The 24,447-nt window shown below is 60.5% G+C and carries 21 protein-coding genes and 1 pseudogene; 14 read left to right on the top strand and 8 right to left on the bottom strand.

Features of this window, described 5'->3' with window-relative positions; all coding sequences use genetic code 11:
• Both QN347_RS14290 and QN347_RS14285 read right to left on the bottom strand, forming a co-directional pair.
• Nucleotides 1–1,104 (bottom strand): hypothetical protein (locus QN347_RS14290; protein WP_323494085.1); only part of this gene is annotated, 1,104 nt, incomplete at its 3' end.
• Complete coding sequence (locus QN347_RS14285; protein ID WP_322161023.1) at nt 1,035–1,871, bottom strand: IS5 family transposase; 837 nt, start codon at nt 1,869–1,871, stop codon at nt 1,035–1,037. The genes QN347_RS14285 and QN347_RS14290, both read right to left, overlap by 70 nt.
• Before the next feature lie 114 nt (nt 1,872–1,985).
• Here QN347_RS14285 and QN347_RS14280 point away from each other — a divergent pair.
• A pseudogene (locus QN347_RS14280) lies at nt 1,986–2,392 on the top strand (hypothetical protein).
• A gap of 58 nt (nt 2,393–2,450) precedes the next feature.
• Here the strand turns inward: QN347_RS14280 and QN347_RS14275 are convergent.
• Nucleotides 2,451–3,149, bottom strand: a complete 699-nt coding sequence (locus QN347_RS14275) for a VIT family protein (protein ID WP_322161020.1) — start codon at nt 3,147–3,149, stop codon at nt 2,451–2,453.
• Nucleotides 3,150–3,392: 243 nt separating this feature from the next.
• Here QN347_RS14275 and QN347_RS14270 point away from each other — a divergent pair, with 243 nt between their 5' ends.
• Nucleotides 3,393–3,641 carry a hypothetical protein gene (locus QN347_RS14270; protein WP_322161016.1) on the top strand — a complete coding sequence of 83 codons (249 nt, stop codon included), beginning with the start codon at nt 3,393–3,395 and terminating at the stop codon, nt 3,639–3,641.
• A 64-nt stretch (nt 3,642–3,705) separates the two neighbouring features.
• Here QN347_RS14270 and QN347_RS14265 read toward each other — a convergent pair whose 3' ends face one another.
• Nucleotides 3,706–5,859, bottom strand: a complete 2,154-nt coding sequence (locus QN347_RS14265; protein ID WP_323494084.1) for an HAD-IC family P-type ATPase — start codon at nt 5,857–5,859, stop codon at nt 3,706–3,708.
• Between QN347_RS14265 and QN347_RS14260 the strand changes: the two genes are divergently transcribed.
• The 9 genes from QN347_RS14260 to QN347_RS14220 all read left to right on the top strand — a co-directional run bounded on the left by QN347_RS14260 (nt 5,854) and on the right by QN347_RS14220 (nt 13,650).
• Nucleotides 5,854–6,048 carry a hypothetical protein gene (locus tag QN347_RS14260; protein ID WP_323494082.1) on the top strand — a complete coding sequence of 65 codons (195 nt, stop codon included), beginning with the start codon at nt 5,854–5,856 and terminating at the stop codon, nt 6,046–6,048. The genes QN347_RS14265 and QN347_RS14260 overlap by 6 nt on opposite strands.
• Before the next feature lie 450 nt (nt 6,049–6,498).
• A complete protein-coding gene (locus QN347_RS14255) occupies nt 6,499–7,083 on the top strand; it encodes a GNAT family N-acetyltransferase (RefSeq protein ID WP_322161013.1) in 585 nt (194 codons plus the stop codon).
• A 177-nt stretch (nt 7,084–7,260) separates the two neighbouring features.
• Nucleotides 7,261–7,548: a co-chaperone GroES gene (locus QN347_RS14250; RefSeq protein WP_322161012.1), complete on the top strand. Its 288-nt coding sequence runs from the start codon at nt 7,261–7,263 to the stop codon at nt 7,546–7,548.
• Between the two features lie 89 nt (nt 7,549–7,637).
• Nucleotides 7,638–9,275: a chaperonin GroEL gene (gene groL / locus QN347_RS14245; RefSeq protein ID WP_322161010.1), complete on the top strand. Its 1,638-nt coding sequence runs from the start codon at nt 7,638–7,640 to the stop codon at nt 9,273–9,275.
• A 176-nt stretch (nt 9,276–9,451) separates the two neighbouring features.
• Complete coding sequence (locus QN347_RS14240; RefSeq protein ID WP_322161008.1) at nt 9,452–10,555, top strand: ABC transporter permease; 1,104 nt, start codon at nt 9,452–9,454, stop codon at nt 10,553–10,555.
• On the top strand, nt 10,552–11,337 hold the full coding sequence (locus QN347_RS14235; protein WP_322161006.1) for an ABC transporter ATP-binding protein: 786 nt from the start codon (nt 10,552–10,554) through the stop codon (nt 11,335–11,337). Before QN347_RS14240 ends, QN347_RS14235 begins: the two co-directional genes overlap by 4 nt.
• Nucleotides 11,337–12,272, top strand: coding sequence for an MlaD family protein (locus QN347_RS14230; RefSeq protein ID WP_322161005.1), 936 nt, complete (start codon nt 11,337–11,339; stop codon nt 12,270–12,272). Before QN347_RS14235 ends, QN347_RS14230 begins: the two co-directional genes overlap by 1 nt.
• Nucleotides 12,269–12,940 (top strand): ABC-type transport auxiliary lipoprotein family protein, encoded by a 672-nt coding sequence (locus QN347_RS14225; RefSeq protein WP_322161004.1) that lies wholly within the window; start codon nt 12,269–12,271, stop codon nt 12,938–12,940. Before QN347_RS14230 ends, QN347_RS14225 begins: the two co-directional genes overlap by 4 nt.
• A 134-nt stretch (nt 12,941–13,074) precedes the next feature.
• Nucleotides 13,075–13,650 (top strand): chemotaxis protein CheB, encoded by a 576-nt coding sequence (locus tag QN347_RS14220; RefSeq protein ID WP_322161002.1) that lies wholly within the window; start codon nt 13,075–13,077, stop codon nt 13,648–13,650.
• Nucleotides 13,651–14,090: 440 nt separating this feature from the next.
• Here the strand turns inward: QN347_RS14220 and QN347_RS14215 are convergent, their stop codons facing one another.
• Nucleotides 14,091–18,563: a chemotaxis protein CheB gene (locus QN347_RS14215; RefSeq protein WP_323494079.1), complete on the bottom strand. Its 4,473-nt coding sequence runs from the start codon at nt 18,561–18,563 to the stop codon at nt 14,091–14,093.
• 144 nt (nt 18,564–18,707) lie between these two features.
• On the opposite strand from QN347_RS14215, the gene dps reads away from it, so the two are divergent.
• Together dps and QN347_RS14205 are read left to right on the top strand one after the other, a co-directional pair.
• On the top strand, nt 18,708–19,256 hold the full coding sequence (dps, locus tag QN347_RS14210; RefSeq protein WP_322160998.1) for a DNA starvation/stationary phase protection protein Dps: 549 nt from the start codon (nt 18,708–18,710) through the stop codon (nt 19,254–19,256).
• 147 nt (nt 19,257–19,403) lie between these two features.
• On the top strand, nt 19,404–19,790 hold the full coding sequence (locus QN347_RS14205; RefSeq protein ID WP_322160996.1) for a response regulator: 387 nt from the start codon (nt 19,404–19,406) through the stop codon (nt 19,788–19,790).
• 17 nt (nt 19,791–19,807) lie between these two features.
• Here the strand turns inward: QN347_RS14205 and QN347_RS14200 are convergent, their stop codons facing one another.
• The 3 genes from QN347_RS14200 to QN347_RS14190 form a co-directional block, all read right to left on the bottom strand.
• Nucleotides 19,808–20,938 (bottom strand): cation diffusion facilitator family transporter, encoded by a 1,131-nt coding sequence (locus QN347_RS14200; protein WP_322160994.1) that lies wholly within the window; start codon nt 20,936–20,938, stop codon nt 19,808–19,810.
• 90 nt (nt 20,939–21,028) lie between these two features.
• Nucleotides 21,029–22,186: an NAD(P)-dependent alcohol dehydrogenase gene (locus tag QN347_RS14195; RefSeq protein WP_323494077.1), complete on the bottom strand. Its 1,158-nt coding sequence runs from the start codon at nt 22,184–22,186 to the stop codon at nt 21,029–21,031.
• 235 nt (nt 22,187–22,421) lie between these two features.
• Nucleotides 22,422–22,595, bottom strand: a complete 174-nt coding sequence (locus QN347_RS14190; protein WP_323494075.1) for a hypothetical protein — start codon at nt 22,593–22,595, stop codon at nt 22,422–22,424.
• Nucleotides 22,596–22,610: 15 nt separating this feature from the next.
• On the opposite strand from QN347_RS14190, the gene QN347_RS14185 reads away from it, so the two are divergent.
• Nucleotides 22,611–24,176, top strand: coding sequence for a CHAD domain-containing protein (locus tag QN347_RS14185; protein WP_323494074.1), 1,566 nt, complete (start codon nt 22,611–22,613; stop codon nt 24,174–24,176).
• Nucleotides 24,177–24,447: the final 271 nt, after the last annotated feature.

The raw sequence follows: 24,447 nt of genomic DNA, 5'->3' as shown, positions 1-24,447 counted from the left end.
GGTTTGGGCATCACGCCCATCTATCCCACTCGATTCCCTACGTGAATCCCCAACGTCAGTTTTGCAACAAAGCCGGTGTGATCTAAAAATATCTTTAGCTGCGGCAGAACTCTCAAACGCGAGCCCTAGTATAGGAGGCGGCATTTCGGGGCCGGGCGGAGACCACATGAACAGCGTCCCATTCCATTTCGCTTTGTCCCATTTCTGCGTATCGATAGGCGAAACCCATCGTGTCTTCGAATGCTTCCCTGCGGCGGCATCGCGCATTTTTTTGGGCGCAAGGCCTTCGCCGCGCGGTGTGTTACCAAAAGACTTGACTGAGTCGGAGATGGAAGTGGGAGGCCACACCTCCGAGCGCTTGATTTGATAGGTAGTGTCGGCAGGATCGATCCAATCAGCAAGCGAGAGCTGCGCTCGGTCACCGTGCAGATTATAAAGCATGGATGGAACGTTAGAGAACGTCAGCGCGCGATCTTGGGCGCGTTCGTCTCCGAACAGCGCTTTACCCCACGCCTCGGCATCCTGAGGCGCGGCGAAGCGAAGGAAGATTTCGAGAACGGCGTCCTTCATCCAACGCGGAAATGATAGCGCATCTTCCTTGGTCTTGTATTCCACGACCATGCGGTGGGTGATCGAGCCGATGGGTTCTCCCTCAACATCGGCAAAAGTCAGGACAGGACTCAGCCCGACGGTGTCGGACGGGGTCACCCGTAAATGCAAGTGGTCCACTTGAGGCAAGATCCGATGATCGAGACTGGTCGCAAGCAAGGCTTCCAGTGATCCGAGAACCGCTTCGCCGATACCGATGGAAACAAGATTGTTGGCGCAGGCCAGTTCAATACGGCATCCGAGTACATTGGACGAGAGCGTGACTGTTTCCTCCAGGGCAAAATCTGGAGCGGGATATTCCGCTTTCGAGCCGTGGTCGTGCAGGTCGCGCATGAAGGTTTCCGCGCCTTCGCGGGTTTCTTGTTCGTGTATCCAGCCTTCCGTTCTCAAGATGTCTTCGTTGCCCATTAGAGCCTGATTCATAATTATCCGATGTAATTTGATGACCTTGCGATGCGGCGAGCGAAGAGCTGTATCGAGGCGATAAATAGCCATGCGGTTGCCGATGCGATGGTTTGCTCGAAGTCCTTTGCGAGGCGACGGTTTCGGTTGAGCCAGGCCAGTGTTCGTTCGACGACCCAGCGGCGCGGGAGGACGACGAAGCCCTTGGCGGTATCGGAACGCTTGACGATCTCGACGGTCCATTTGCCGAGACGGCGCAGGGCGTCCCTGAGCTTGTCGCCTGCATAGCCGCCGTCGGCAAAGACATGGCGCAGCCACGGGAAGCGTCTGATGATTTCGGCCAGCACCAGCGGCGCGCCGTCGCGATCCTGGATGTCGGCGGGATGGATCACGGCGTGGACCAGATTGCCTTGGGTATCGGTGAGGATATGTCGCTTGCGGCCTTTGACCTTCTTGCCCGCGTCATAGCCCCGAGGGCCGCCGCTTTCCGTGGTTTTGACGCTCTGGCTGTCGATCACGCCGGCACTGGGCGAAGCCTCGCGGCCAAGCGCTTCGCGTGCCATCAGCAGCAGCGTATGATTGAGCGACAGCCAAAGCTTGGTGTCGCGCCACAGGTAAAACCAGCGCCGCACCGTCGAAACCGGCGGAAAGCACGGGGGCAACATCCGCCACGGCAAGCCGCCGCGCAGCAAATAGAGGATCGCCTCGACAATCCTGCGCAGAGGCCATTTGCGCGGACGCCCCACATGGGAAGGCGGCGGCAGGAACGGCTCCAGGACCGCCCATTCCCCATCGGTCAAATCGCTTGGCAAAGCCAGGTCCGCACGGGCATATTGTGCCCGAGTGGTGTCGGTCCACATCGTTGATCTCCGGTAGTTTTCGCAAAACCCCTGAATCAACGACTGGGCTGGTCGTCAAGCTAACCCGCTGACACTACTCAACTTAGTTTCGGATCAGGCTCTGAGATCGAAGATTTGCTCTATCACCAATCAGGGCTCCTTGGCGTATCGGGGATCAGCGGGGACCTGCGTATTCTGCTTGCTAGTGACGATGCGCGCGCGGTCGAAGCGATACGCCTGTTCAGTTATCGCATTGCGGTAGAGGCCGGGGTATGGCGAGCGCACTTGGCGGGATCGACGGGTTCGTTTTTACCGCCGGGATCGGTGAACGTTCCGCTGTTATCCGCGCAGCTGTATGTGAACGTCTTGCTTGGCTGGGCACCGTCCTTGACGATGTACCCAATGCTGCCAACGCGAGGCAGATCAGCGCGACGGACAGCAAGATCAAGGTTTTGGTGTATGCCACTGACGAGGAAGCTATGATCGCGCAACACACTCGGGCGGTTCTGTCGCGCCACTTGAGCGCGCTCGTAGAAGCATGATCGCCATGTGCGGGGGCGGTCGCAGCGGGGCGGCGGATCAGCAAAAACCGCCGCAATCCTATAGCGTGGTTCCCACCAGACGCCCGATGCTCGCAGTAACCGCGAGGGCAAGGGCGCCCCAAAAGGTGACGCGCGCCATGGCCCGCCAGACGTTCGCACCGCCCGTCACCCCTCCAACCGCACCAAGAACGGCGAGAAACACAAGCGCTCCGACCGACTCTGCCACAATGAGCGTTGCTGGCGGCGCGATGATAACGATCAGGACCGGCAATGACGCCCCGAACGTAAAGGTGGCAGCGGATGTTAGAGCAGCCTGAATTGGTCGGGCGATGCCCGTTGCGGTAATTCCCAGCTCGTCTCTCGCATGTGCACCGAGCGCGTCCTTGGCCATCAGTTCACGCGACACCAAATGAGCAGTCGCATCGTCGACGCCACGCTCGCGGTATATTTGCGCAAGTTCCTCTCCTTCATCGACGATATCCGCCTTGAGCTCGGCGCGTTCGCGAGAAAGATCGGCTTGTTCGGTGTCATGCTGCGAGCTCACCGAGACATATTCACCTGCTGCCATCGACATTGCGCCCGCCACAAGCGCAGCGACGGCCGCGATCAGGGTATTGCCGCGGGTGCCGCCCGCCGCGGCAACGCCAAGGATCAAGCTCGCGGTAGATAATATTCCATCATTGGCGCCGAGCACCGCAGCTCGCAACCACCCGATCCGCGAAACGAGATGGTGCTCGGGAATCTTCGGTCGCCTCATTGGGAAGGTTTTTCCATTTTGCGTTGACGCTACAGTTGCCTCAACTTTGGCTCCAGCCTCGGAAATTACTCATTTGGCCATGCTCAATCGAGTACATCGGCAGATCAGGCTGAGCCCTTTCAATTCAACCGGACGACGGTTTCGCGCCAGTCGGATGGGTAGATGCCGAGGCTGCCGGGATCCGCACTGATGGCTAAATTGCGGGCCAGAGGACGATGCCAGACGTCGCGATGGAGACGAAACATGATCAAACCCAAAGAAAACGATATTGCGGTCAAACCTCCGACAAACATTCTTCTCACGGAGAACACGCAGCACCCGGTCGACAGGCCCGGCTGCGATTTCGGCGGATCGACCGGCCTGACGACAGCGGGGCTGGGCGTTGGCTTAGGCAAAGATTCATCAGATACGCGTCTGGAGCGTAGCCTGCCAGGTCGCCGGTTCACGGGGACGCTCAGCATACCGCGTTGGCGCGGGCCCGATATCGCCTAGCTGGTCATGCGCTTGCTTCAGCAGTCGGGGTCTAACCCGCAATACTCCACCGGGTGAGGCAGCATCATCTCGGCATGGAGGCTCGTTTCCGCGTGACGGAGCTTAGAAGGAGAAGCACCGCCATGACAGCCAACGCGCCGCTTATTGCGGCGGTGAACCATAGGTTTGATGACAAAGCCACCAGCGCGAAGAAGCTCCGCGAGATCGGGACAATCAGCACGCTGGCGAATGCGGCTGCCAACGCGACAAGCAGAAGGACGCGAAGCGGTGTGAAGGGTCGGCAGAGATAGGCCAGGTTTGCCAGTCCGCAAGAAAACAGAACGAGGCTTGCAACGGTGCTGGCCTGGTCGAGCGAACCATTGGCGGAATACAGTGCGATCGAATATGCCGCCAGCGTCGCGATTGCGGCGGCGATGCCCGCAGGGATCGCGAAGTGTAAGACGCGAGGGAGAAACCCGGGTCGTGCGCGCCGTGAATTAGGTGCAAGCGACAGGAAGAAAGCCGGGATTCCGATTGTCAGCGCGCCGACGAGAGAGAGTTGCCGGGGCAAAAATGGATAAACAAGACCTGCAGCCGCGACTGTGCCGACCAGAACCGCTGCAAAAACCGTCTTGGTAACGAACAGTATCGCAAGCCGTTCGATGTTTGCGATGACGCGCCGCCCTTCGGCCAAGACGTAAGGCAGGCACGCGAAATTGCCATCGAGCAACGTGAGCTGGGCGATAGCGCGAGCAGCACCACTTCCTGCCCCCATCGCGATGCCAATATCGGCCTGTTTAAGAGCCAAGACATCGTTCACCCCGTCGCCGGTCATGGCGACAACGTGACCCTTGCTCTGGAGGGCGGCAATCATCGCGCGCTTGCCCTCTGGCGTAGCCCGTCCGAAAATTGATCGCGCTTCCATAAGTGTCGCGAGCGCTGCGTTACCGCTCGGGAGGTGAAGGGCGTCGACGGGATCGTCGGCACCAGGCACGCCGACCTGGCGGGCCACGGCTGCCACTGTCTCGGGATGGTCACCAGAAATGATCTTGATGGCGACGCCTTCCCGCACGAAGTAAGCGAGTGTTTCCGCAGCGTTCGATCGCACGTCTTCGGCCAGCAGGACGAACGCGGCCGGGACTAGGTCGGCAGGCAGCTGGTCGTTTGAAAACGCGCGCGCATGAGCAAGGAGCAGCACACGACGCCCGGTTTTGGCGTTTGCCGCAGCGCGCTTCAACAGGTCGGCGTGCATGTCACCGACGAGCATCACGTCTGGAGCGCCAAGCACCCAATTCCCATGGTCACCAAAGCACACTTCGCTCCATTTGCGCGCCGACGAGAACGCGACTTTGTCCGTGGCCTTCCAGTCTGTTGGCGCTGGATACTTGGAGGCGATAGCGCGCAGGGTGGCATTGGGCGCAGGATCCGCAGCGGCGAGCGCCCCGAGCGCCTTGGCGATCTCTGCATCCGCGTCGAGGATCTCGAGGTCCGCGATGTTGAGCTTGCCCGTCGTGAGCGTGCCCGTCTTGTCGAGACAAAGCGTAGTGACCCGCGCCAGCGTTTCGACGGCGGGCAGCTCCTGGATGAGCGCGCGGCGGCGACCCAGGCGCGTCACGGCGACGGCCATGGCAAGGCTGGTCAGCAGCACAAGGCCTTGCGGCACCATCGCAACCACGCCGGCTACCGTCGAGCGCAGCGCGGCGGCGTGGAATAGGGGCTGTGCCCGGAATTGGCTCCACAGAAGCACGGGGGCCGCAACCGCAATCGTCCATAGGACGTAGCGCAATATGCGGTTGATACCGGCGCTCAACTCGGAGTGTGCGGGTTTGAAGACCTTGGCAGCACTGGAGAGTTTCTGGGCATAGGCTTTGCTGCCGACGGCGGTTGCCCGGTAGTGACCGTGCCCGGCGGTTACAAAGCTGCCGGAGAGCGCACAGTCGCCGGGCACTTTCAACAGTGGCTCCGACTCGCCGCTGACGAGCGCTTCGTCGATTTCCAGGTCTTCCGATGCGAGCACGATCCCATCGGCGACGACCTGATCTCCCGGTCTGAACTCAAGCACATCGTCGAGAACGACCGAAGCGACGGGAATGTCGATTGTGTGTCCTGACCTTACAACGCGCGCGGTCGGTGCACTGATGACGGCCAGTCGATCCAGAGCGCGCTTGGCGCGCACCTCCTGAACTATGCCGATAAGCGTGTTCACAACCAAAACGCCGCCGAACAGCGCGTCTTGCAATGGGCCAATATAGAGAATGATGCAGAGCAGAACGCCGAGGATCGCGTTGAAACGGGTAAATATGTTGGAGATCAGTATCCCGCTTATCGTTCGGCTGTTTCGACGATCGACCGCATTGATATCGCCACGCCGAACGCGTTCGTCGACCTGTTCGTCAGTAAGGCCGGTATTCGCATTTGGCGCTATTGATGCGCCAGAGGCTTGAGATCGCCCACCAGCGATCAAAGCCGTCGGCGCGATACTGGCTCCCACCCCCTCATCTCCCATAGTGTCTTGGACCAACCTGGTGCCCCGCAATACGTAGGCTACGCGCTGATCCAGGACGTCGTCACCCACCGGCAACTACTCATTCGGGAGAGGGGGCTGCTGTTTTGGAACGAGGCGCATAGGGGCTGACACCTGGTTTCGCGGCGGAGTGAGCGCTCTTGTCAGCGGCACTGGTCCATCGCATCTATTTTTAGCAACGGTTGTCGTTGCCGAATTTGGCGGAAGCAGGCGGCGGACGTCGTCGGCTGACAAGCCTCTGGGGCACGCCATTCCAATCCGCAGCGTCTCAGATGGGGTGTAGGTGTTTTCCGAAGCTGGTGACGCGCGGATTACGCGTTCAAATCATCGGCCTGCACTGCCGCGCTGCGAGAGTTGCGCCGCACGCTGCGGCACGATGCACCTTGCGTATCTTATTTCGGAGCCGATTTTGTGGACGACTGGAGCCAGTATCTCACGACCCGAACGGGGTTTCGCTTCCATGTCCGACCTGCATGTCCGGCTGACGAGGGGACGCTTGCCGACTTCTTCACCCATGTGACGCGCGACGACTTGCGGTTTCGCTTTCTGACCGGACTGGACGAAGTCGGTCACGACCGGGTCGTCGAGTTGGTGACGATCGATCACAAATGCACCGAGAATTTCCTCGCGTTCGACGAGCACGGCTCCATGATGATCGCGACGGCAATGCTCGCCTGCGATCCTGCGCTCGACCGTGGGGAAGTCGCGATCTGCATCCGCAAGGATTTCAAGCATCGCGGGATCGGTTGGGAATTGCTGGCGCATATTGCGCGCTTTGCCGAGGCAAAGGGCGTGAAGACGTTAGAGTCAATCGAAGCCCATGAAAATCAAGCGGCAATCGAACTCGAGCGCGAGATGGGCTTCACTGCGGAACCCTATCCTGGTGATCCCACACTCGTGCTGGTCCGCAGGACACTCGATCAGGTGGCCCATGCTTAACCTTCCGGCGCGGGAGGAGGTCTGCGCGCGAGCAGGAATTCTTGCGCTTTCACGGCAAGTGTCGCTCGCGCGTTGCGGGCGACCTGCTGAACACGATCACCGTCGTAATCTGGCAGCGCTGGCTGTCCTGTTGCGAACGCGACGCTTCGTCGCAGACCAGCGAGAGGACGGACGACCATGACATTTCGCCCCCTGCACGACCGCGTGCTTGTTCGCCGGATCGAAGCCGAAGCCAAGACCGCGGGCGGGATCATTATCCCCGATACGGCGCAGGAAAAGCCGCAAGAGGGCGAGATCGTCGCGATCGGCACCGGCACGCGCGCCGATGACGGGGTGGTGATTCCGCTGGATGTGAAACCGGGCGACCGGATCCTGTTTGGCAAATGGTCCGGAAGCGAAGTGAAGCTCGACGGCGAGGATCTCCTCATCATGAAGGAGAGCGACGTCCTGGGGGTCATCGGCTGACGCCGTCGCCCTCACGATCCTGTTTGTAAAGGCGTGTCGCGCCACCGCGTGCGCGCAGCCCGACTACCCCAAAATATAAGGCATATGACATGGCAGCCAAAGATGTAAAATTCTCGCGCGACGCCCGCGAAAGCATAACCCGCGGTGTCGACATTCTCGCCAATGCCGTTCGTGTGACGCTGGGCCCCAAGGGACGCAACGTAGTCATTGACAAGGGCTACGGCGCACCGCGCATCACCAAGGACGGTGTCACCGTCGCCAAGGAGATCGAACTCAAGGACAAATTCGAAAATATGGGCGCACAGATGTTGCGCGCGGTAGCCTCCAAGACCCATGACCATGCCGGTGACGGCACGACCACAGCGACCGTGCTGGCCCAGGCAATCGTTCGGGAAGGCATGAAGTCCGTTGCGGCCGGCATCGACCCGATGGACCTGAAGCGTGGGATCGACCTCGCCGTCAGCAGGGTCGTCGACGACTTGAAGGCGCGCTCGAAGCCTGTCTCAAATAACGACGAGATCGCGCAGGTCGGGATCATCTCCGCCAATGGCGACGAGGTTGTCGGACGCAAGATCGCCGAGGCGATGGAAAAGGTCGGTAAGGAAGGCGTCATAACGATCGAAGAGGCGCAAGGCCTCGAATTCGAGCTCGACGTGGTCGAGGGGATGCAGTTCGATCGCGGGTATCTCTCTCCGTACTTCATCACCAATCCCGACAAAATGGTGGCCGAACTCGAGGATCCTCACATCCTAATCCACGAGAAGAAGCTCTCCAACCTCCAGGCGATGCTTCCCATCCTGGAAGCTGTCATGCAGTCGGGGCGCCCCCTCTTGATTATCGCCGAGGACATCGAGGGCGAAGCGCTTGCCACGCTCGTCGTCAACAAGCTGCGTGGCGGGTTGAAGGTCGCCGCCGTCAAGGCACCGGGCTTCGGCGATCGCCGCAAGGCTATGCTCGAGGACATCGCGATCCTGACAAAGGCGTCCGTCGTGTCTGAGGATCTCGGCATCAAGCTTGAATCGGTGACGCTCGAGATGCTTGGGAGCGCCAAGCGCGTTACCATCGACAAGGATAGCACGACCATCGTCGATGGTGCCGGCGAGGAGGCCGCGATCAAGGGGCGGGTCGAGGCGATCCGACAGCAGATCGAAAGCACCACCAGCGACTATGACAAGGAGAAGCTGCAGGAGCGTCTTGCCAAGCTTGCCGGCGGCGTCGCGATCATCAAGGTCGGCGGATCGACCGAAGTCGAAGTCAAAGAACGCAAGGACCGCGTCGACGACGCGCTGCATGCGACCCGCGCAGCCGTCGAAGAGGGCGTTGTCCCGGGCGGCGGGACCGCGCTGCTCTATGCCAGCAAGGCGCTCGATGACCTCAAGGGCGTGAATGACGACCAGACTCGTGGGATCGACATCGTTCGCAAGGCATTGCAGGCGCCGCTGCGCCAGATCGCCGAGAATGCCGGCCAGGACGGAGCGGTGGTCGCGGGTCGGCTGATCGATGGCAACGACCAAAATCTGGGTTTCAACGCGCAGACCGAGCAATACGAAAATCTGGTGAAATCCGGCGTGATCGATCCGACCAAGGTCGTCCGATGTGCGTTGCAGGACGCAGCTTCGATCGCTGGCTTGCTGATCACCACCGAAGCCGCCGTGGCGGATCACCCGCAGGACGGACCGGCCATGCCCGGGATGTCGGGCGGCGGCATGGGCGGCATGGACTTCTAGTCAACGAAACCCTCAGCGGCCCGGCGCTTTGCTTGGGGTAGATCGCTGCATCGCCCCCAAATCCCGCCCGCAGCGCGGTGCTTGCTGACCGTCGGTGCCGCTGAGGGGTACGAGGATGATGCTGCGATGGAGACTATATCCTTTGAACACGATCCCATGAGGAAACGGTCTCCTCAATGAACGCTGCCTTTGACATACTGGATCATCCCGAGGGCCGTACCCTTCTGCCAAGTGGCGACTGGACCGTGCTGTTGCTCGTCGGGACGGTGGCGACACTAGGGGATGAAGTGCACCGTGTGGGTCAGGCCGACAGGCTTGACCTCTCCCGACTGGGTCGCGTCGATACGTCTGGTGCGTTCGTACTTTTGCGGGCGTTAAAGCCCGTCGGAACCATCACGCCGTCCCATGCCGATTTTGACAGGCTTTCCGCTCTGGTGCGTCCGGCGGCGCAGACCAAAGGGACCGCTGCGGTCAAGCGCCATCCTTTCCTGGTGTTCGAGCGCATTGGTAAGGCGGTCACCGGAGCAGGTTCCGAGAGCTATCAGGCGATGGCTTTTCTCGGGCAGCTGGTGTCGGCACTCGGACGGACAATGGTCCATCCCGGACGCCTGCGGCTGACCCCGCTTTTTGCCGTGATGGAGCAGGCCGGGATCGATGCGATCCCGATCGTGATGACGATGACCTTTTTCATCGGCGCGGTCATTGCGTTGGTGGGTGCCAATCTGCTCACCGACATGGGCGTCGGCGTCTACACCGTCGAGCTCGTCGGGGCGGCGATCCTTCGCGAATTCGGCGTGGTGATCGCAGCGATCCTGCTCGCCGGTCGGACCGCATCGGCTTTTGCCGCCGAACTCGGCTCGATGCGGATGAACCAGGAAACCGACGCGCTGCAGGTGATGGGCGTCGACCAATTCGATGCGCTGGTTGTCCCGCGTGTCCTCGCCTGCCTCCTGATGATGCCGCTGATGACCTTTTGTGCGGACATGGGGGGAATGCTGGGCGGTATCTCGGTCAGCTGGGCGATGATGGGCATCAACCCCGTCTTTTTCGCCGAGCGCACGCTCGAGACGGTCAACCTTACCCAATTCTGGCTCGGAATGGTGAAAGCGCCTTTTCTCGCGATCATCATCGCCATCTCTGGCTGTCGCAAGGGCTTGTCCGTCGGGGGCGATGTCGCGAGCCTGGGCCGCGCTGTCACTTCCGCTGTCGTGCAGTCGATCTTCCTTCTCATCATGGTCGATGCGATTTTTGCAGTGATCTTCATGGAACTGAACCTGTGAGCGCGGCCTTGCCAACGCCAGGCGGCGTCGCGCCGATCAGGATCAAGAACCTGCGGACCGCGTTCGGCGATCTCGTCGTCCATGAGGGCCTCGATCTCGAGGTCCGCGCCGGGGAAATTATCGGCATCGTGGGTGGGTCGGGCTCGGGCAAATCCGTGCTGCTGAACACGATCCTCGGGCTCAAGCGTCCGGATGGCGGGACGATCGAGATTTTCGGGCACGATATCGGCGACCTCGATGCGCAAGGCGCGACCGAGCAACGGATCGGCGTGATGTTCCAGCAGGGGGCTTTGTTCTCCGCGTTGAGTGTTCAGGAAAATATCGAGGCGCCGTTCCGGGAGCACGCTGATCTCCCCGCGGATATCGTCCGTGATCTGGCCGCCCTCAAGCTCCTGCTGGCGGGTCTGCCTGCCGACGTCGGCGGCCAGATGCCGGCCGAGCTGTCAGGCGGCATGCGCAAGCGCGTCGGCGTTGCGCGCGCGATCGCGCTTGATCCCGACCTCCTGTTTCTCGACGAGCCGACGTCGGGACTTGATCCGATCAGCGCGACCGCGTTCGACGATCTGATCCGCACGCTGCATCAAGCGCTGGGCTTCACCGTGTTTCTCATCACGCATGATCTCGATACGCTTCACGCGATCTGCGACCGGGTCGCGGTGCTCGCTGACAAGAAGATCATTGCCGTTGCGACCGTCGCCGAACTCGAGAAATCCGAACAGCCCTGGATCAAGGCGTATTTCCACGGCGCGCGTGGTCGCGCCGCAGAAGGCAGGTTCAGCTGATGGAACGCCACGCCCATTACGCGCTGGTCGGCGTCATCTCGACGCTGCTGGTGATCGCCGCCTTTATCTTCGTCGTCTGGCTCGGTCGCTTCGAGTTCGATCGTCAGTTTGACGAATATCGGATCGTGTTTTCCGGGCCGGTGCGCGGGCTGAGCGTCGGCGGTGACGTCCAGTTCAGCGGCATCAAGGTCGGCACCATCCAGCATATCACGCTGGATGCCCAAGACCCCAATAAGGTCATTACCGATATCCGGATCGACGGCGAGACCCCGGTCCGCGTCGATTCCGAAGCCACGACCGAGTTGCAGGGCATTTCCGGGATCGACGTTATTCAGATCAGTGCGGGGACCCCGAGCAAGCCCCTCCTGCGCCAGGTCGACACCAGCAAGCGTCCGACCATTCGCAGTAAGCCGAACGCGCTGGCTTCGCTGCTCCTTGGTGGGGGGCAGATGCTGGAAACGGCAACGGAATCTCTCACCAGGGTTAACCGCCTTTTGTCGGATGGGAATATCGCCAACCTGACGGGTGCGGTGCGCGACATCCGATCGACGACCGAAGCGTTCGCCGCGAACCGGGCAATGTTCAGTGATGCCGTGTCAACTCTGGCCAAGCTCGATCGGGCAGCGACCGATATCCAAGGGGCCTCCGCCTCGGTTCACAAGATTGCCGATGGCGATGGGCGGCAGGCTTTCTCGGACATTTCCAGCGCGGCTGGCGAACTCAAGCTGGCGGTGCATGAAGCGCGTGGCACGATTGCGCGGCTCGACGGCCAGACGGGCGCGATTGCATCGACAACCATCCCCGACATCGATGCGACGATGCGCAGTCTGCAGGATACGGCGGACTCGCTTAACGGGCTTGTCCGCTCGATCCGCGAGGATCCGCGCGGCACGCTGACGAAACCCCGCGGCAAGGAACTGGAGCTCCCCAAATGACGGTGCGCCGATCAACCGTCCGCGTTGGCGGTTTCGCAGCGCTATGTTTGCTAGGGGGCTGCGTCGGTGGGCTTCTGGGCGGCGGTAAACCCGACAGCCTGTATCGCTTCGGTGTCTCTGAGCCTGCTAGGACCACTGAAAGACTATCGTCCGCGCAACCGACGCTCTTGGTCGAGAAAGTACGCTTCGCATCGGAAATCGAAGGGGACCGAATGTTGGCGGTGCATGCAGGAACGGCGCGCTACATAAAGGGCGTTCGATGGGTGACGAGCGCGCCGGGTCTTTTCGCGCAGGCCACTGTCCGGGAGCTTCAGTCGCGGATGCCGGGCTTCCGGGTGACGGTGGCGCAGGAGGGCGTGCGCAACGGCTATTCGCTCGCGGTCACCATTGGACAATTCGAAGCGCAATATGACGACGCGAGCATGATCGGTTCGCCGACGATCGTGATCGCCGGTGATGCAACGCTCTATGAGCTGCCCACGCATGCAGTCGTTGGGCAGCGTCACTTCGTGACGCGCGTAAACGCGACGCACAACGGCGCCGGAGAGATTGTCGCGGCGTTCGATCGCGCCACCACATGTTACACAGCTGATGTCGCAGACTGGATCATGACCTCGGCCGCAGGCCAGCCTCCGTCTGGAGGTGCCGCCTGCCCAACGCGGTCGTAGCGTAGCGCGGCGCTGGTCGGAGACAAACGGTGCGCGCTTTCGAGCAGGAGCCTGTACGGTCGCCCCCACCAGCCTAACGCAGGTTTCAAAAAAATCCCGTCTCGTCATGAGCGCGGATAGAGGAGCATCGGCCGGTGATAGCGCAGGACATTCCAATCGTATGCGTCGGCGGATCGGCGGGCGGTCTCGACGCGTACAAAAGATTGCTCGACAACCTGCCAAGCGACCTAGGTGCGGCGATCGTCATCGTGAATCACCTCCGAACAGTCTCGACGCTTCTGCACGAGATCCTTCCGCGGCATACAAGGATGCCGGTCGAACTCATCACCGAGGGGCTGGATATCCGGCCAAACCACGTCTTCATCATTCCTGCTCAACGCGATCTGCACGTGCTGAACGGAGAATTCCGGCTGGCCCCGATTTCCAAACCGCGCGGATGGCCCGATGTCATCACGGTCTTCCTCAGGTCGTTGACCGAGCATTGGCATGGCAGGCTCGTCGCCGTGATCGTGTCCGGTTATGACGGCGACGGCGCAGAAGCCTTGTGCGGTATCCGCGAATGCGGCGGGGTGACGATCGCACAATTGCCGACCTCCGCCCTCCAGTCAGACATGCCGGATAGCGCCATTGCGAGTGGCTGCGTTGATTTCATCCTCCGCCCGGAACGCATCGCGGCAAAAATCGCGGAAATCCTTAGGTCTGATCACTGACGAGATACCGCGCTCCTACCGCGCCACCGCGATGACGATCCCGCCGCTGGCGCTTGCGGCATAGAGCTGAGTATTTTCCGATCCTTCGGCGCCTTGGTGGGAGGGGATACACGGTTGGACAAAGGATCGTCGCGCACACGTGGCGGTCGACCCCGGGGAAATCGAAATGCTGACCGAAACAAGAACTTTCCTTCGCGACCGGGCCAGTACCGAAGATGCAATGGCTGCGGCGACTGACTGTGGACCTGCCGCGTGGTCGCATTCTCATCTCGCGCGGCTTTATCGCGAACGATGTATCGATACTGATGTGGAAGCAGGAGAGTGCGTAGACTGCACGATGGGCCCGCAGTGCCTCGTTATCAGGCGAGCTTGCTAATATTTCTTCCATGGCTGTCGATTGCGCCGTAGTTCAGAAGCGAACGGTCTTTCAGTGAGTGATACTACCCACCAATCGGCACGGGTGCAATTTCTTCGGTTCCGGCGGCACCTTCGGTCGACGACCGCCCTGATAAAGCTTTCGGCATATGGCCATCGGCGGCGGCCTGCGCAGTACGGGCAAGTTCCGGCAGCGACTTCGCATCCATCTTGTGCATGATAGCCGCTCGGTGGTTTTCCACGGTGCGCTGGCTGATACCGAGATCGGCGGCGATATTTTTGCTGGGATGACCCGCAAGAACCAGGTCCATCACTTCGAGCTGTCGGGTGGTCAGATCGGCGACATGCGCGGACGCTTTCTCGTGAGCCGCGTCGTTGAGCCGGATGTCGTGCGACTGGTCAATTGCCCGCGCAATGCTTGCCAGCAATTCTCCGCGACCCACCGGTTTTTCGATGAAATCACAGGCGCCCGTCCTCATGGCCTCAACAGCGAGGCCGATGTCGCTGCTTCCTGTGATCAGGATCGCGGGAAGGTGATCTCCCCGGGCGCGAAGGTGTTCGATGAGAGACACGCCACTCATACCCGGCAGGTGGGCGTCAACCAGGAGGCACCCGTCGTTGCCGGGCCTATAGGCCTCTAGAAAAGCCTCCGCGCTGGCGAAGCCTTCGACTCTTCGCCCATCATCTTCGAGCACGTCGCGGATGGTCGCCAGTATGCCCGGATCATCATCGATCACGTACGCCACGGGTGCTCTTGCCATCGCAACGGCTCCGACGCGGTGCAAGGATGACGGCTGTGCGCTAGCCAGAAGTCGCTCGATTGCCGCACGGAGTTCCCGCGCTTTCACCGGTTTACTGAGCTGAATGCAATCGTCCCCGGCGATCCGCGCCAGCGCCTCGCTCGAAATATCCCCGGTTAGGATGATCGCCGGAAGGCCGTCCGGCAGACTGCCGCGGAGCCGTCGCAAGAGATCGATTCCATCCGTGTCCCCCGGGAGATTATAGTCGGTCAACAGGAGCTCGGGCTTGATCGCGCCGCCGGCAACCAGCTTGATTGCGGAAGCCGCGTCGGATGCTGTTTGGACGATGTGCCCGTCGCCCTTGAGCAGCTGTTTAAGTAATTCGACAACATCCGGGTCGTCATCGACAATAACGATTTTGCAGGTGCGCTGTTGCGGCAAGGCGGTGGAATCGGCTTCAGGTGTCTCTATGACTGAAGAGGAGGGCTCCGCAGTCGGGCTCAAGAGGGTGATGCTGAACACTGAGCCCTTGTTCGGCTTTGATTTAACATAGACGTCATGCCCGAGGAGGTGTCCAAGGCGTTGCACGATTGACAGACCCAGGCCCAAACCAAGGCTTCTTTCCCGCGCGGCGTTGTTGATCTGATGGAATTCATCGAAAATGGCATGAAGCTCGTCGGCCGCGATGCCGATCCCGGTATCCCACACTTCGATGCAGAGCACATCGCCGCGACGACGGCAGCCGAGCAGAACCTTTCCCCGCTTGGTGTATTTGATGGCGTTCCCGAGCAGGTTGCGGATCATCTGCGCGAGCAGGATAGGATCGCTGTGAACCAACGCCTCACTCGGCAGAATGTGGAGTGACAGGTTGCGAGATTGAGCCAGATAGCTAAATTCATCCCGCAAGAGATCCAGGACATCGGCAATGGGGAAGGTTACCGGCTTGGCTTCGACGACGCCGGCTTCGATCTGGTTGATGTCGAGTAGAGCATTGAGAATCCCGGACATGGCCGCCAGCGTTTGTCCCTGACGGGAGAGCAGCTTCTTCGGCTTTTCGGCCTCGACAGACTGGGTCAGCAGTTCCTGAAGAAGCGTCAGCGACTGCAGAGGCTGGCGCAGGTCATGGCTCGCCGCCGCGAGAAACCGAGACTTGGCGAGATTGGCGCGTTCCGCTTCGATCTTGGCGAGTTCGAGCGCCTTTGCAGCGATCTTTCGCTCGGTGGTGTCGGCGAAGGTGATAACGACACCTTCAACATTGCCATCATGCGCGCGGTAGGGAAATACCCGCCGGAGAAACCATGTGTCCTTCGGCGCGCTGATTTCGCGCTCGATCAAGATGTGATCGGATAGGACCCGGTTAGCATCGGTCAGCAGTTCGGGATCGGTAGCGATCGGCCGCAGGTCCGCGATTGGTCGTCCGATGTCCCCGGCTATTATGCTAAACACCGACTTGATCGCAGGTGTGTAGAATCGGATTTTAAGGTCGATATCGAGAAATAGCGTTGCTACATTGGTACTGTAGAGAACGTTCTGTAGATCGTCCGACGTCAATCGCTGGCGCTCCAGCGTTTCCTGAAGCTGGCTGTTGAGTGCGGTCAATTCCTCGTTCAGAGATTGCAGCTCCTCCTTCGATGTGAGCAGCTCCTCGTTGGTTGACTGGAACTCCTCGTTGACCGAAAGCGCCTCTTCGTTGATCGTCTTCTGTTCCTGGCTAGAAGTTTCCTGGTTCAGGATTGAATTTTGGAATTCAGCCTGGGTCGCTTCGAGCTCGTGCTCAAGTTCTGCAACACGCGCGGCGTCGCTGCGATTTCGGAGTGACGGCGCACTTGCGCTTTCGCTTGCCTCCTCGACGAAGCAGATGAGCAGCAAATCCTCTTGGTCGTCGGCAACCGCCTGGACATCGATACGAAACCAGATGGTACTGCCATCAAGGGTCACGCGCGAGCGGCCTCCATCGACGCGCGGGGCCGCCTTGCTGACCTTGTCGATCGCGAGCCGAAGCTTGGTTCGTAGGGTCGGGCTCGCCATGGCGAGTAGATCGAGCGTGGCATAGCCCGGCGCGATGCGCAGATAGCGATCGGTCGGCCCCATCGAGTAGAGACACTGCCGCTTGCGATTGATCAGAATCGCTGCGGGCGCGTGGCTGGCGATGACGGCCTTGAGGCAAATATCCGCCAATGTGGATTGGCGCATTGGCGAGGCGGACCTGTCGTCCGTGCCAAGCGATGGCAGGGTATCGCCAAAGCCTAAAGGAAAGCCGGTATTACTGGTCCGGCTTCGCGCAATATGCCGGTAGACGCGTTCGGACTTTGCGATCACCTCAAACCGGTCTTCGGCCTTACCTACTGTTTCGGATGAGCCCAGAACGAGGACTCCACCTTCGCGCAGGGCGAAATGGAAGAGCGATATCACCTTGGCCTGCGCCTCGGGATTTAGATAGATCAGGAGATTGCGGCAGGAGACGAGATCGATCTTTGGGAAGGGCGGATCTGACAATACGTCCTGCAAGGTGAAGACGACATCGCCGCGCAGGCCCGTCGCCACTCGGTACCCGGCCTCGTCCTTGACGAAAAAGCGCGCAAGCTGATCTGCTGGAACTGCGTGTGCGATGTCGAAGGGATACAGCCCTTCGCGTGCGGTCGCGATGGCGCCCATATCGATGTCGGATGCGAAGATCTGCAGCTTTATGTCCCGCCCAGACGCTTTGATTGCGTCACGGCAGATCATCCCGATCGAATAGGCCTCTTCTCCCGTGCTGCACCCGGCGACCCATATCCTGAGCGCCTTATGCTCCGGTAGATTATCGACGAGATCAGGAATGATTGTCTTAGCCAGCGCCGCAAAGATCGTTGGATCCCGGAAGAAGCTAGTCACATTGATCAACAGGTCCTTCGCGAGAAGGTCGCGCTCGGCCGGGTCCCTACGGAGCAGATCGAGATAGCCGGCAAGATTACCGCGCTCAAGCGCGAGAAAGGCGATCCGCCGTTCGATGCGACGTTCGAGCGTCCCCGGCTTGTACTGCCGGAAATCGTGAGGCGTCTTGTCCTTGAGGAAGCCGATGATCTCGTCCAGGCCTGTCGGGAGCGGCAACAAGAGTTCCTTCGGCTCTGCCGGCCTATTCACGATCTCAACCTGGCGGGCGGCAAGCGCCTGCGGTATATCATCTAATTCAAGGATCCGATCGACCAATCCTGTTCCGATCGCGCTGCGCGGCATCCCGTCATATTCAGCCTCTTCGGGCTTTTGTGCGATCACGTAGCCGCCTGCGGCCTTGAGTGCGGAAAGCCCTCCGCTGCCATCCGCACCTGTTCCAGATAGGATGACGCCGACCGTCTGTTGGCCATAGCGCTCGGCCAACGAACGCAACAAAAAATCGAAAGGTAGCCGGGCACCATGGAGTGCCTGGCGGGGGGAAAGCTGCAAAGCACCGGCGCGAACGGAAAGATATCGGCCTGGCGGAATGACATAGATATGATCGGGGTTGATGGGGCAGTCGTCGGTCGCGTCGACGATTTTCATTTTGGTGTGTTCGGCGAGCAAGTCGACCATCATGCTCTTGTGGCTCGGGTCGAGATGCTGAACGAGGATGAACGCCATCCCGGTCATCGGCGGAATCGCATTCAGCAATTTGGATGCGGCCTCTAGGCCGCCGGCTGACGCCCCAATGGCGATGATCGGCATCATGCCAGGAGGGCCTCTGGCGGCAAGTGCGGTCGCGCCTTCTGCCGCCCTGGGCGACGCAAGACGGGTCTCATGGTTGGGGCGCGGATCCGCCGAACGTGCGTTGTCTGCCGTCATGCAACACGGCGTAGCACTCTTCCGCCTCTTCACTCATACTTATAGTGACTCCGGACATGAATTCGCCGTCACGCTTTTGAAGCGTGAGTAGTTTCCGAGACTGACCGCCCGAACGTAGAAGGGCCATTGTCGCGGCCGACCCTAATGACGAAGCTGCTTAAGATAGCGAGCGGGTTTGCATCAAAGGCCGGTGGGGCAGCTTGGAGCTTGATCATGTACCCAACGAGAAACAGCTTGCCCGAGCACGTCCGTGCGCAATCGAACGAGATTTTGAACAAGCACTTGGCCGCCGCGATCGACCTCCACGCGCAGCTCAAGCAGGCGCACTGGAATGTCCGGGGGCCGGCGTTCATTGCCATCCATGAGCTGTTCGACCGAATTTCGGTAGAGGTCGAGGCGATGTCGGACCTAATCGCCGAACGCGTTGCGGGGCTTGGCGGAACGGCGCGCGGTACCATCCAGCTGGCGAGCGAGCGCTCGTTTCTCGCGCCCTATCTGCTCGGGATCGGGTCTGAGCAAACCCATCTTTCGGCTGTCGCCGAGGCTTTGGCGTCATTCGGGACCTCGACGCGCGCGGCCATCGGGGAAGCAATCACCTTTGGCGATGCGGACACCGCAGACCTTTTCACCGGCATATCACGCAATATCGACAAGCATCTCTGGATCGTTGAGTCGCACCATGTCCCTGCGTGAACGTCTAGGGCGCAACGCCGACCACCGCGGGGTACCAGCGTCGCCGGATGAAGCTGGCACGAGCCACGATGATGAGCAGGGACCGGCGAGACGGCTGCCGCGCTCGATTACGAATTGGGTCAATGAAGGCGGCGCAGGAGAGGACCGGTGACCGCTGGACGCAGGATCGTCATTGTCGAAGATGACGTCCTCATCGCCATGGATCTCGCCGATCTTTTAATAGCGATGGGCCATGACGTTTGCAGGATCGCGACGACCGAGGCCGAGGCCGTGGAGGCAGCGATGGCTTTGGAGCCCGATCTGATGATCGTCGACGGGAATCTTGCCGAGGGCAGCGGGGTGTCGGCGATGCGTCAGATCCTAGCACGCGGCTTTGTCACCCATTTCTATATAACCGGTGATCCGGTCCAACTTTTGAAGATCGCGCCGAATGCCGTGGTCGTGGCCAAGCCGTTCAATATGCATGCTCTAGTTACAGGTATGGCCAAGGCAGGCCGCGTGAAAGCCAGCGTGACCGGCGGGGCGGAATCGTAGCGAGTTACGAGCGTGGCTTAAACCGTGCCCGACTTGATTGTGTCCTGCGACACCTCGCCCACCGGAACGGCGCCTTCGTCCAATTTTGAGGTGATCGTGGGCACCAACCGCTGCGCGCGCCAAGCGCTTGGAATGAAAGAAGGCAATGTCAGGCCGAAAAACCGGCTTCCGCGACGCTTGCGCGCATCTTCGACTGGATCTCCGAACCGGTCGCGCCGCTGTGCGCTAAAGGCCTTGTCGGTTTGCGGTTTGACGAACAAAACGACGACCTCAGGATGTGCGGCACGGACATGTTGCTCGAGGGCGATCACTTGTTGCTCGACCTGCGAAATCGTCCGCTCATCAGAGAATTCAAGGCTGAGGGCAGCCAAGATCTGATCAGGGGAGAGTTGGACCGTCAGTAAGCCGTTCGCACGCGTGACGAATGGCTCGGCGGCAGCGATTGCCAGGATCGATCGCGACAAGTGCGGATCAGCACGCTCTCCTATCAGTAGGCTCTTGCTTTCACGGGCCAGCAGGACGGCCGTCCCACCCAGGATCACGCCGATGATGATCGACGCCACGCCGTCCAACCAGGGTTGCTGAAATGCGACGGCCGAAGCGGTTCCGATTGCGGCGACGACGAGGCCCAGCAAGGCCGCGCTGTTTTCAAACAGGATCATGAACGACGGCGGATCCTTGCTCTCGCGAAAGGCTGCGTAAAAGCCAAGCTCGCCGCTGGCGGCTTTAAACTGCTTGAAGGACACCAGCCATGCCCACCCTTCCAACCCAAAGGCGACGCCGAGCACCGCATAGTTGATCAACGGATGCTGGATTGCTTCGGGGTGAAGCACGTGATTGACGCCCTCGTAGACAGCAAATCCCGCGCCGACGGCGAACACCAGCAGAGCAACGATAAAGCTCCAAAAGTATAGCTCGCGCCCATAGCCCAAGGGGTGTTCGATATCAGGCCGGTGCGCGGCACGGCGAATGCCATAGAGTAGCAGGATTCCGTTTCCGGCATCGACGAAGGAATGGATCGCTTCGCTCGTCATGGCGGAACTGCCGGTCCACAGCGCGGCAGCGGACTTTGCGAGCGCGACCAGCACGTCTCCAGCCAAGGCGGCGCGGACAGCCGGCGTGGAGGAGTTCTTGCGTCTTGATACCATGAGGTCGTCCGTCGATCATGTGGCCCACAGGCGGCGGCTGAATCGGTAGTTCTTGCTAGGGGTACGAGATGCAAGGCGTGTCAGGCCGCCTCATCCGGTCCGATGCGACGCGAGATCGATGACGAAGCGATAGCGCACGTCCTTGCGCTCGACCCGAAGATACGCGTCGTCGATCTGATCTGGACGGATCAGCTCGATCTGCGGCCGAATGCCATTGGTGCAGCAATAGTCGACCACGTCCTGCGTCTCTGGCATGCCGCCGATGCAGGACCCGGCTATCGAACGCCGCTGACCCCACAGGGCGCCGCCGCTGACGCCGGCAATTGCGCCAGGGGCGCCGACGTTGACGAAGATGCCGTCCAGCCGGAGCAGCGGCAGGAAGGGCGAGACGTCGAACGGGAAGGGGATGGTCGACAGCATGAAATCGAAGCGGTTCGTCATCTCCCCGACCAGCGGGATCGGGTCGGTCGCAGCCGGTTGCCACACGACAACGTCTTTCGCGCCCATGGCATAGGCGTCCTTGGCCTTGTCCTCGCTAGTCGTGAAGACGGTCGCTTCGGCACCGCGATGGACCGCGAGCTTCAGCGCCATATGCCCCAGCCCACCGAGCCCGATCACCGCGAAGCGCTGGCCCGAACCCAGGCGCCAATGCTGCAGCGGGGAAAAGGTCGTGATGCCCGAGCACAATAACGGCGCGGTCGACGCCAGATCCGCACCATCGGGGATTTTGACGACGAAGCGTTCGCGCACCACGATCCGTTCGGCATAGCCGCCATACGTCTGCCCAGGACCACGCGGGTCGGGCGAGGCATAGGTCAGCGTCGTGCCCGTAGTGCAATATTGTTCCAGCCCCGCCTTGCAGCTGTCGCAGGCGCAGCAGCTGTCGACCATGCAGCCCACCCCGGCAAAATCTCCAGGGGCGAACCTTGTGACCGCTTGGCCGACGGCGGATACCCGACCGACGAACTCGTGCCCCGGCACCATGGGAAACGGCTGTTCGCCCCATTCCCCGCGGATCATGTGGATGTCGCTATGGCAGACACCGCAATAGAGGATGTCGATCGCGACATCGTCCGGCAGCAGCGCGCGGCGGTCGATCGTCATGCTGTGGATCGGCCCGTTGCTGTGCAGCGCGCCATAAGCACGGGTCGGTGCGCCATGGTGCTCGACGATCTCCGCAGGGTCGCTCCGTGTGCGCACGGTTTCCACGCTGTCGGCGAATTTCTCCGGGAAGAAGGTATCGGTCACGACGGTCTCCATGGATTCGCGGGTGCCAGTCATGCCCCGCAGTGCAATCGTGACGAGTAAGGGACGGGACTGCGCCAAGGCGCCCCTGCCCAACAGGATCGGAAACTACCCAGGGACCGAGGATACGAGGGCAGCGCGGCGACGAACGGGCATGTCCGCATTTTCAGCGGTTCAAGATATCTTCATCGGCGGTCGAGGGCACATATGCGAGAACACGCGACCATAAACGCATGTTTCAGCGATTTGCCTGCGTCTGCTTTAGCGTGGTGATGACCGTTGGCAGCACTTCGGTGCCTGCGAGGTCTGGGTAGATTCCGACGGTTTTGCCACTGCCAATCGACGCCGAGAACGGCGCTTCGGTTGCCCCATAGCCCGCGATGCAGAGGTCCAACATGTGCACGTCAATCATGCTTCAGTCACATCAGTGAATTTGGAAACTATTGCGGCGGGCGGCGATATGTCTCTGTCCCACGGCCGCCCGGTAAAAACGAATAGCGAAATGACAGGTACGCTATGGGAAACCGAGCTGAAGCTTGATGTAGATGTGGAAGTCGGGGCCACGGTCTATGAATCGCTGCTCGCGAGCTTCGGTCGTCCGACGGCCCGACATCATCTAATCTCCGCATATTTTGACACCATTGATGACCATCTCTGGCATGCCGGCATCACATTACGCGTTCGCCGTGACGGAAAACGGCGCATTCAGACGATCAAGGTTGAGGGCGGTAAAGCCGCCGGCCTGTTCAGCCGTCCGGAATGGGAGTGCGACATTGCGGGAGAGACGCCCGATCTCGATCTGCCGACAGCCGCCTTGTTGACCAAGCTCGCGGCCGCGACGATCACCGCCGACACCTTGCAACAGGTGTTCACGACAAACATTGCCCGCACGCTCTGGCTCGTCGATTCTGATGGCGCGACGATCGAGATTGCCGACGACGACGGTACCATCACAACCGACGGTCGCAATGACGTGATCCACGAACTCGAGTTCGAATTGAAGAAAGGTACACGCGCGGCGCTTTTCACCGTCGCGGCCAAAATTGGCGCGACCGTTCCGCTGCGCATCGGCGTGCGCAGCAAAGCCGAACGCGGGCACGCGCTGCGGTCGCCCGATGTCGGCGAGGCGCTCGAAGCTGAGCCTATCGCTCTGGAAAAAGACCTCACCACAGCCGCTGGCTTTCAGGCGATCGCCGGTGCCTGCATTCGCCACTACCGGCTCAATGAAGGCCTCCTGCTCGAGGCCAGGGACTCCGAAACGTTACATCAATGCCGCGTTGCGCTCCGCCGCCTTCGCGCGGCGCTGACATTGTTCAAACCAATCCTCATAGACCCGGAGTCCATTGCGCTGAGCGACCGATTGCGGACCGCCGCCGCCTTGTTTAGCGATGCTCGTAACATCGATGTGCTGATTGATCGGATCGCGGATCCTAAACTGCTCGCCAAGCTGACGGAGCGCCGCGAGGCGATCTACGCTGAGCTTTTGAGCGCGATAGGAGCGGATAGTTTTCGGGCGTTGATGCTCGACCTTGTCCGCTGGATCAGTACCGGATCCTGGCTTTCCGAGATGGATACCGCCGAGAAACGGGGCCAACCAATCACCGCTTTCGCCGGTCACGTACTCGACCGTTATCAACGACGCCTGAATCGACGGGGCAGGCACCTGGACAGGCTGAGCGACGAGAACCGCCATAAGATCCGCATCGTCGGCAAGAAGCTTGGCTATGCTGCGGACTTCTTCGGCACCCTGTTTGCCGGCAAGAAGACCCGCCGCCGCCGTCAACATTTCCTGGAGGCGATAACTGCACTGCAAACCGAGTTGGGTAGTCTTAACGATGAAACCACCGGTGCCAAGTTGCTGAAGCACTTTACCCCTTTGGCAGTGCCATCGAAGGCAGACACCACACTTGCGACCTCGTCGAAGAATCAATCCATCAGCAGGGCCGCGGATGCCTATGAGCTGGTGAAGGACCTCAAGCGCTTCTGGCGTTGATTCCGATGCCGGTGCTTCGCTTACGGCGGAATAGCCTTTTTTGTTTAAATTGCGCAACGGGAGGGCCTGCCGAGCTCGCGATCGTCGGGCTCCTTTTGGCGGTGGGCTCTGAACAGAGCGGCGATAAACCTAAACTATTCAGACTCTGGTAGTGGGCAGACCTTATGGAGAGATTTGTCATGCCCTCGGAAATTGTAATTACCCACCCCCTTGTCAAACCGGGCAGTCCGTGATTCATCCTGTTTATGAAACGTGAGGAACTCGAGGGGCT

It is taken from the genome of Sphingomonas sp. 10B4, from assembly GCF_035019905.1.
In the GTDB taxonomy this organism is placed as follows: domain Bacteria; phylum Pseudomonadota; class Alphaproteobacteria; order Sphingomonadales; family Sphingomonadaceae; genus Sphingomonas; species Sphingomonas glacialis.
This window is presented reverse-complemented; position numbering and strand designations above follow the sequence as displayed.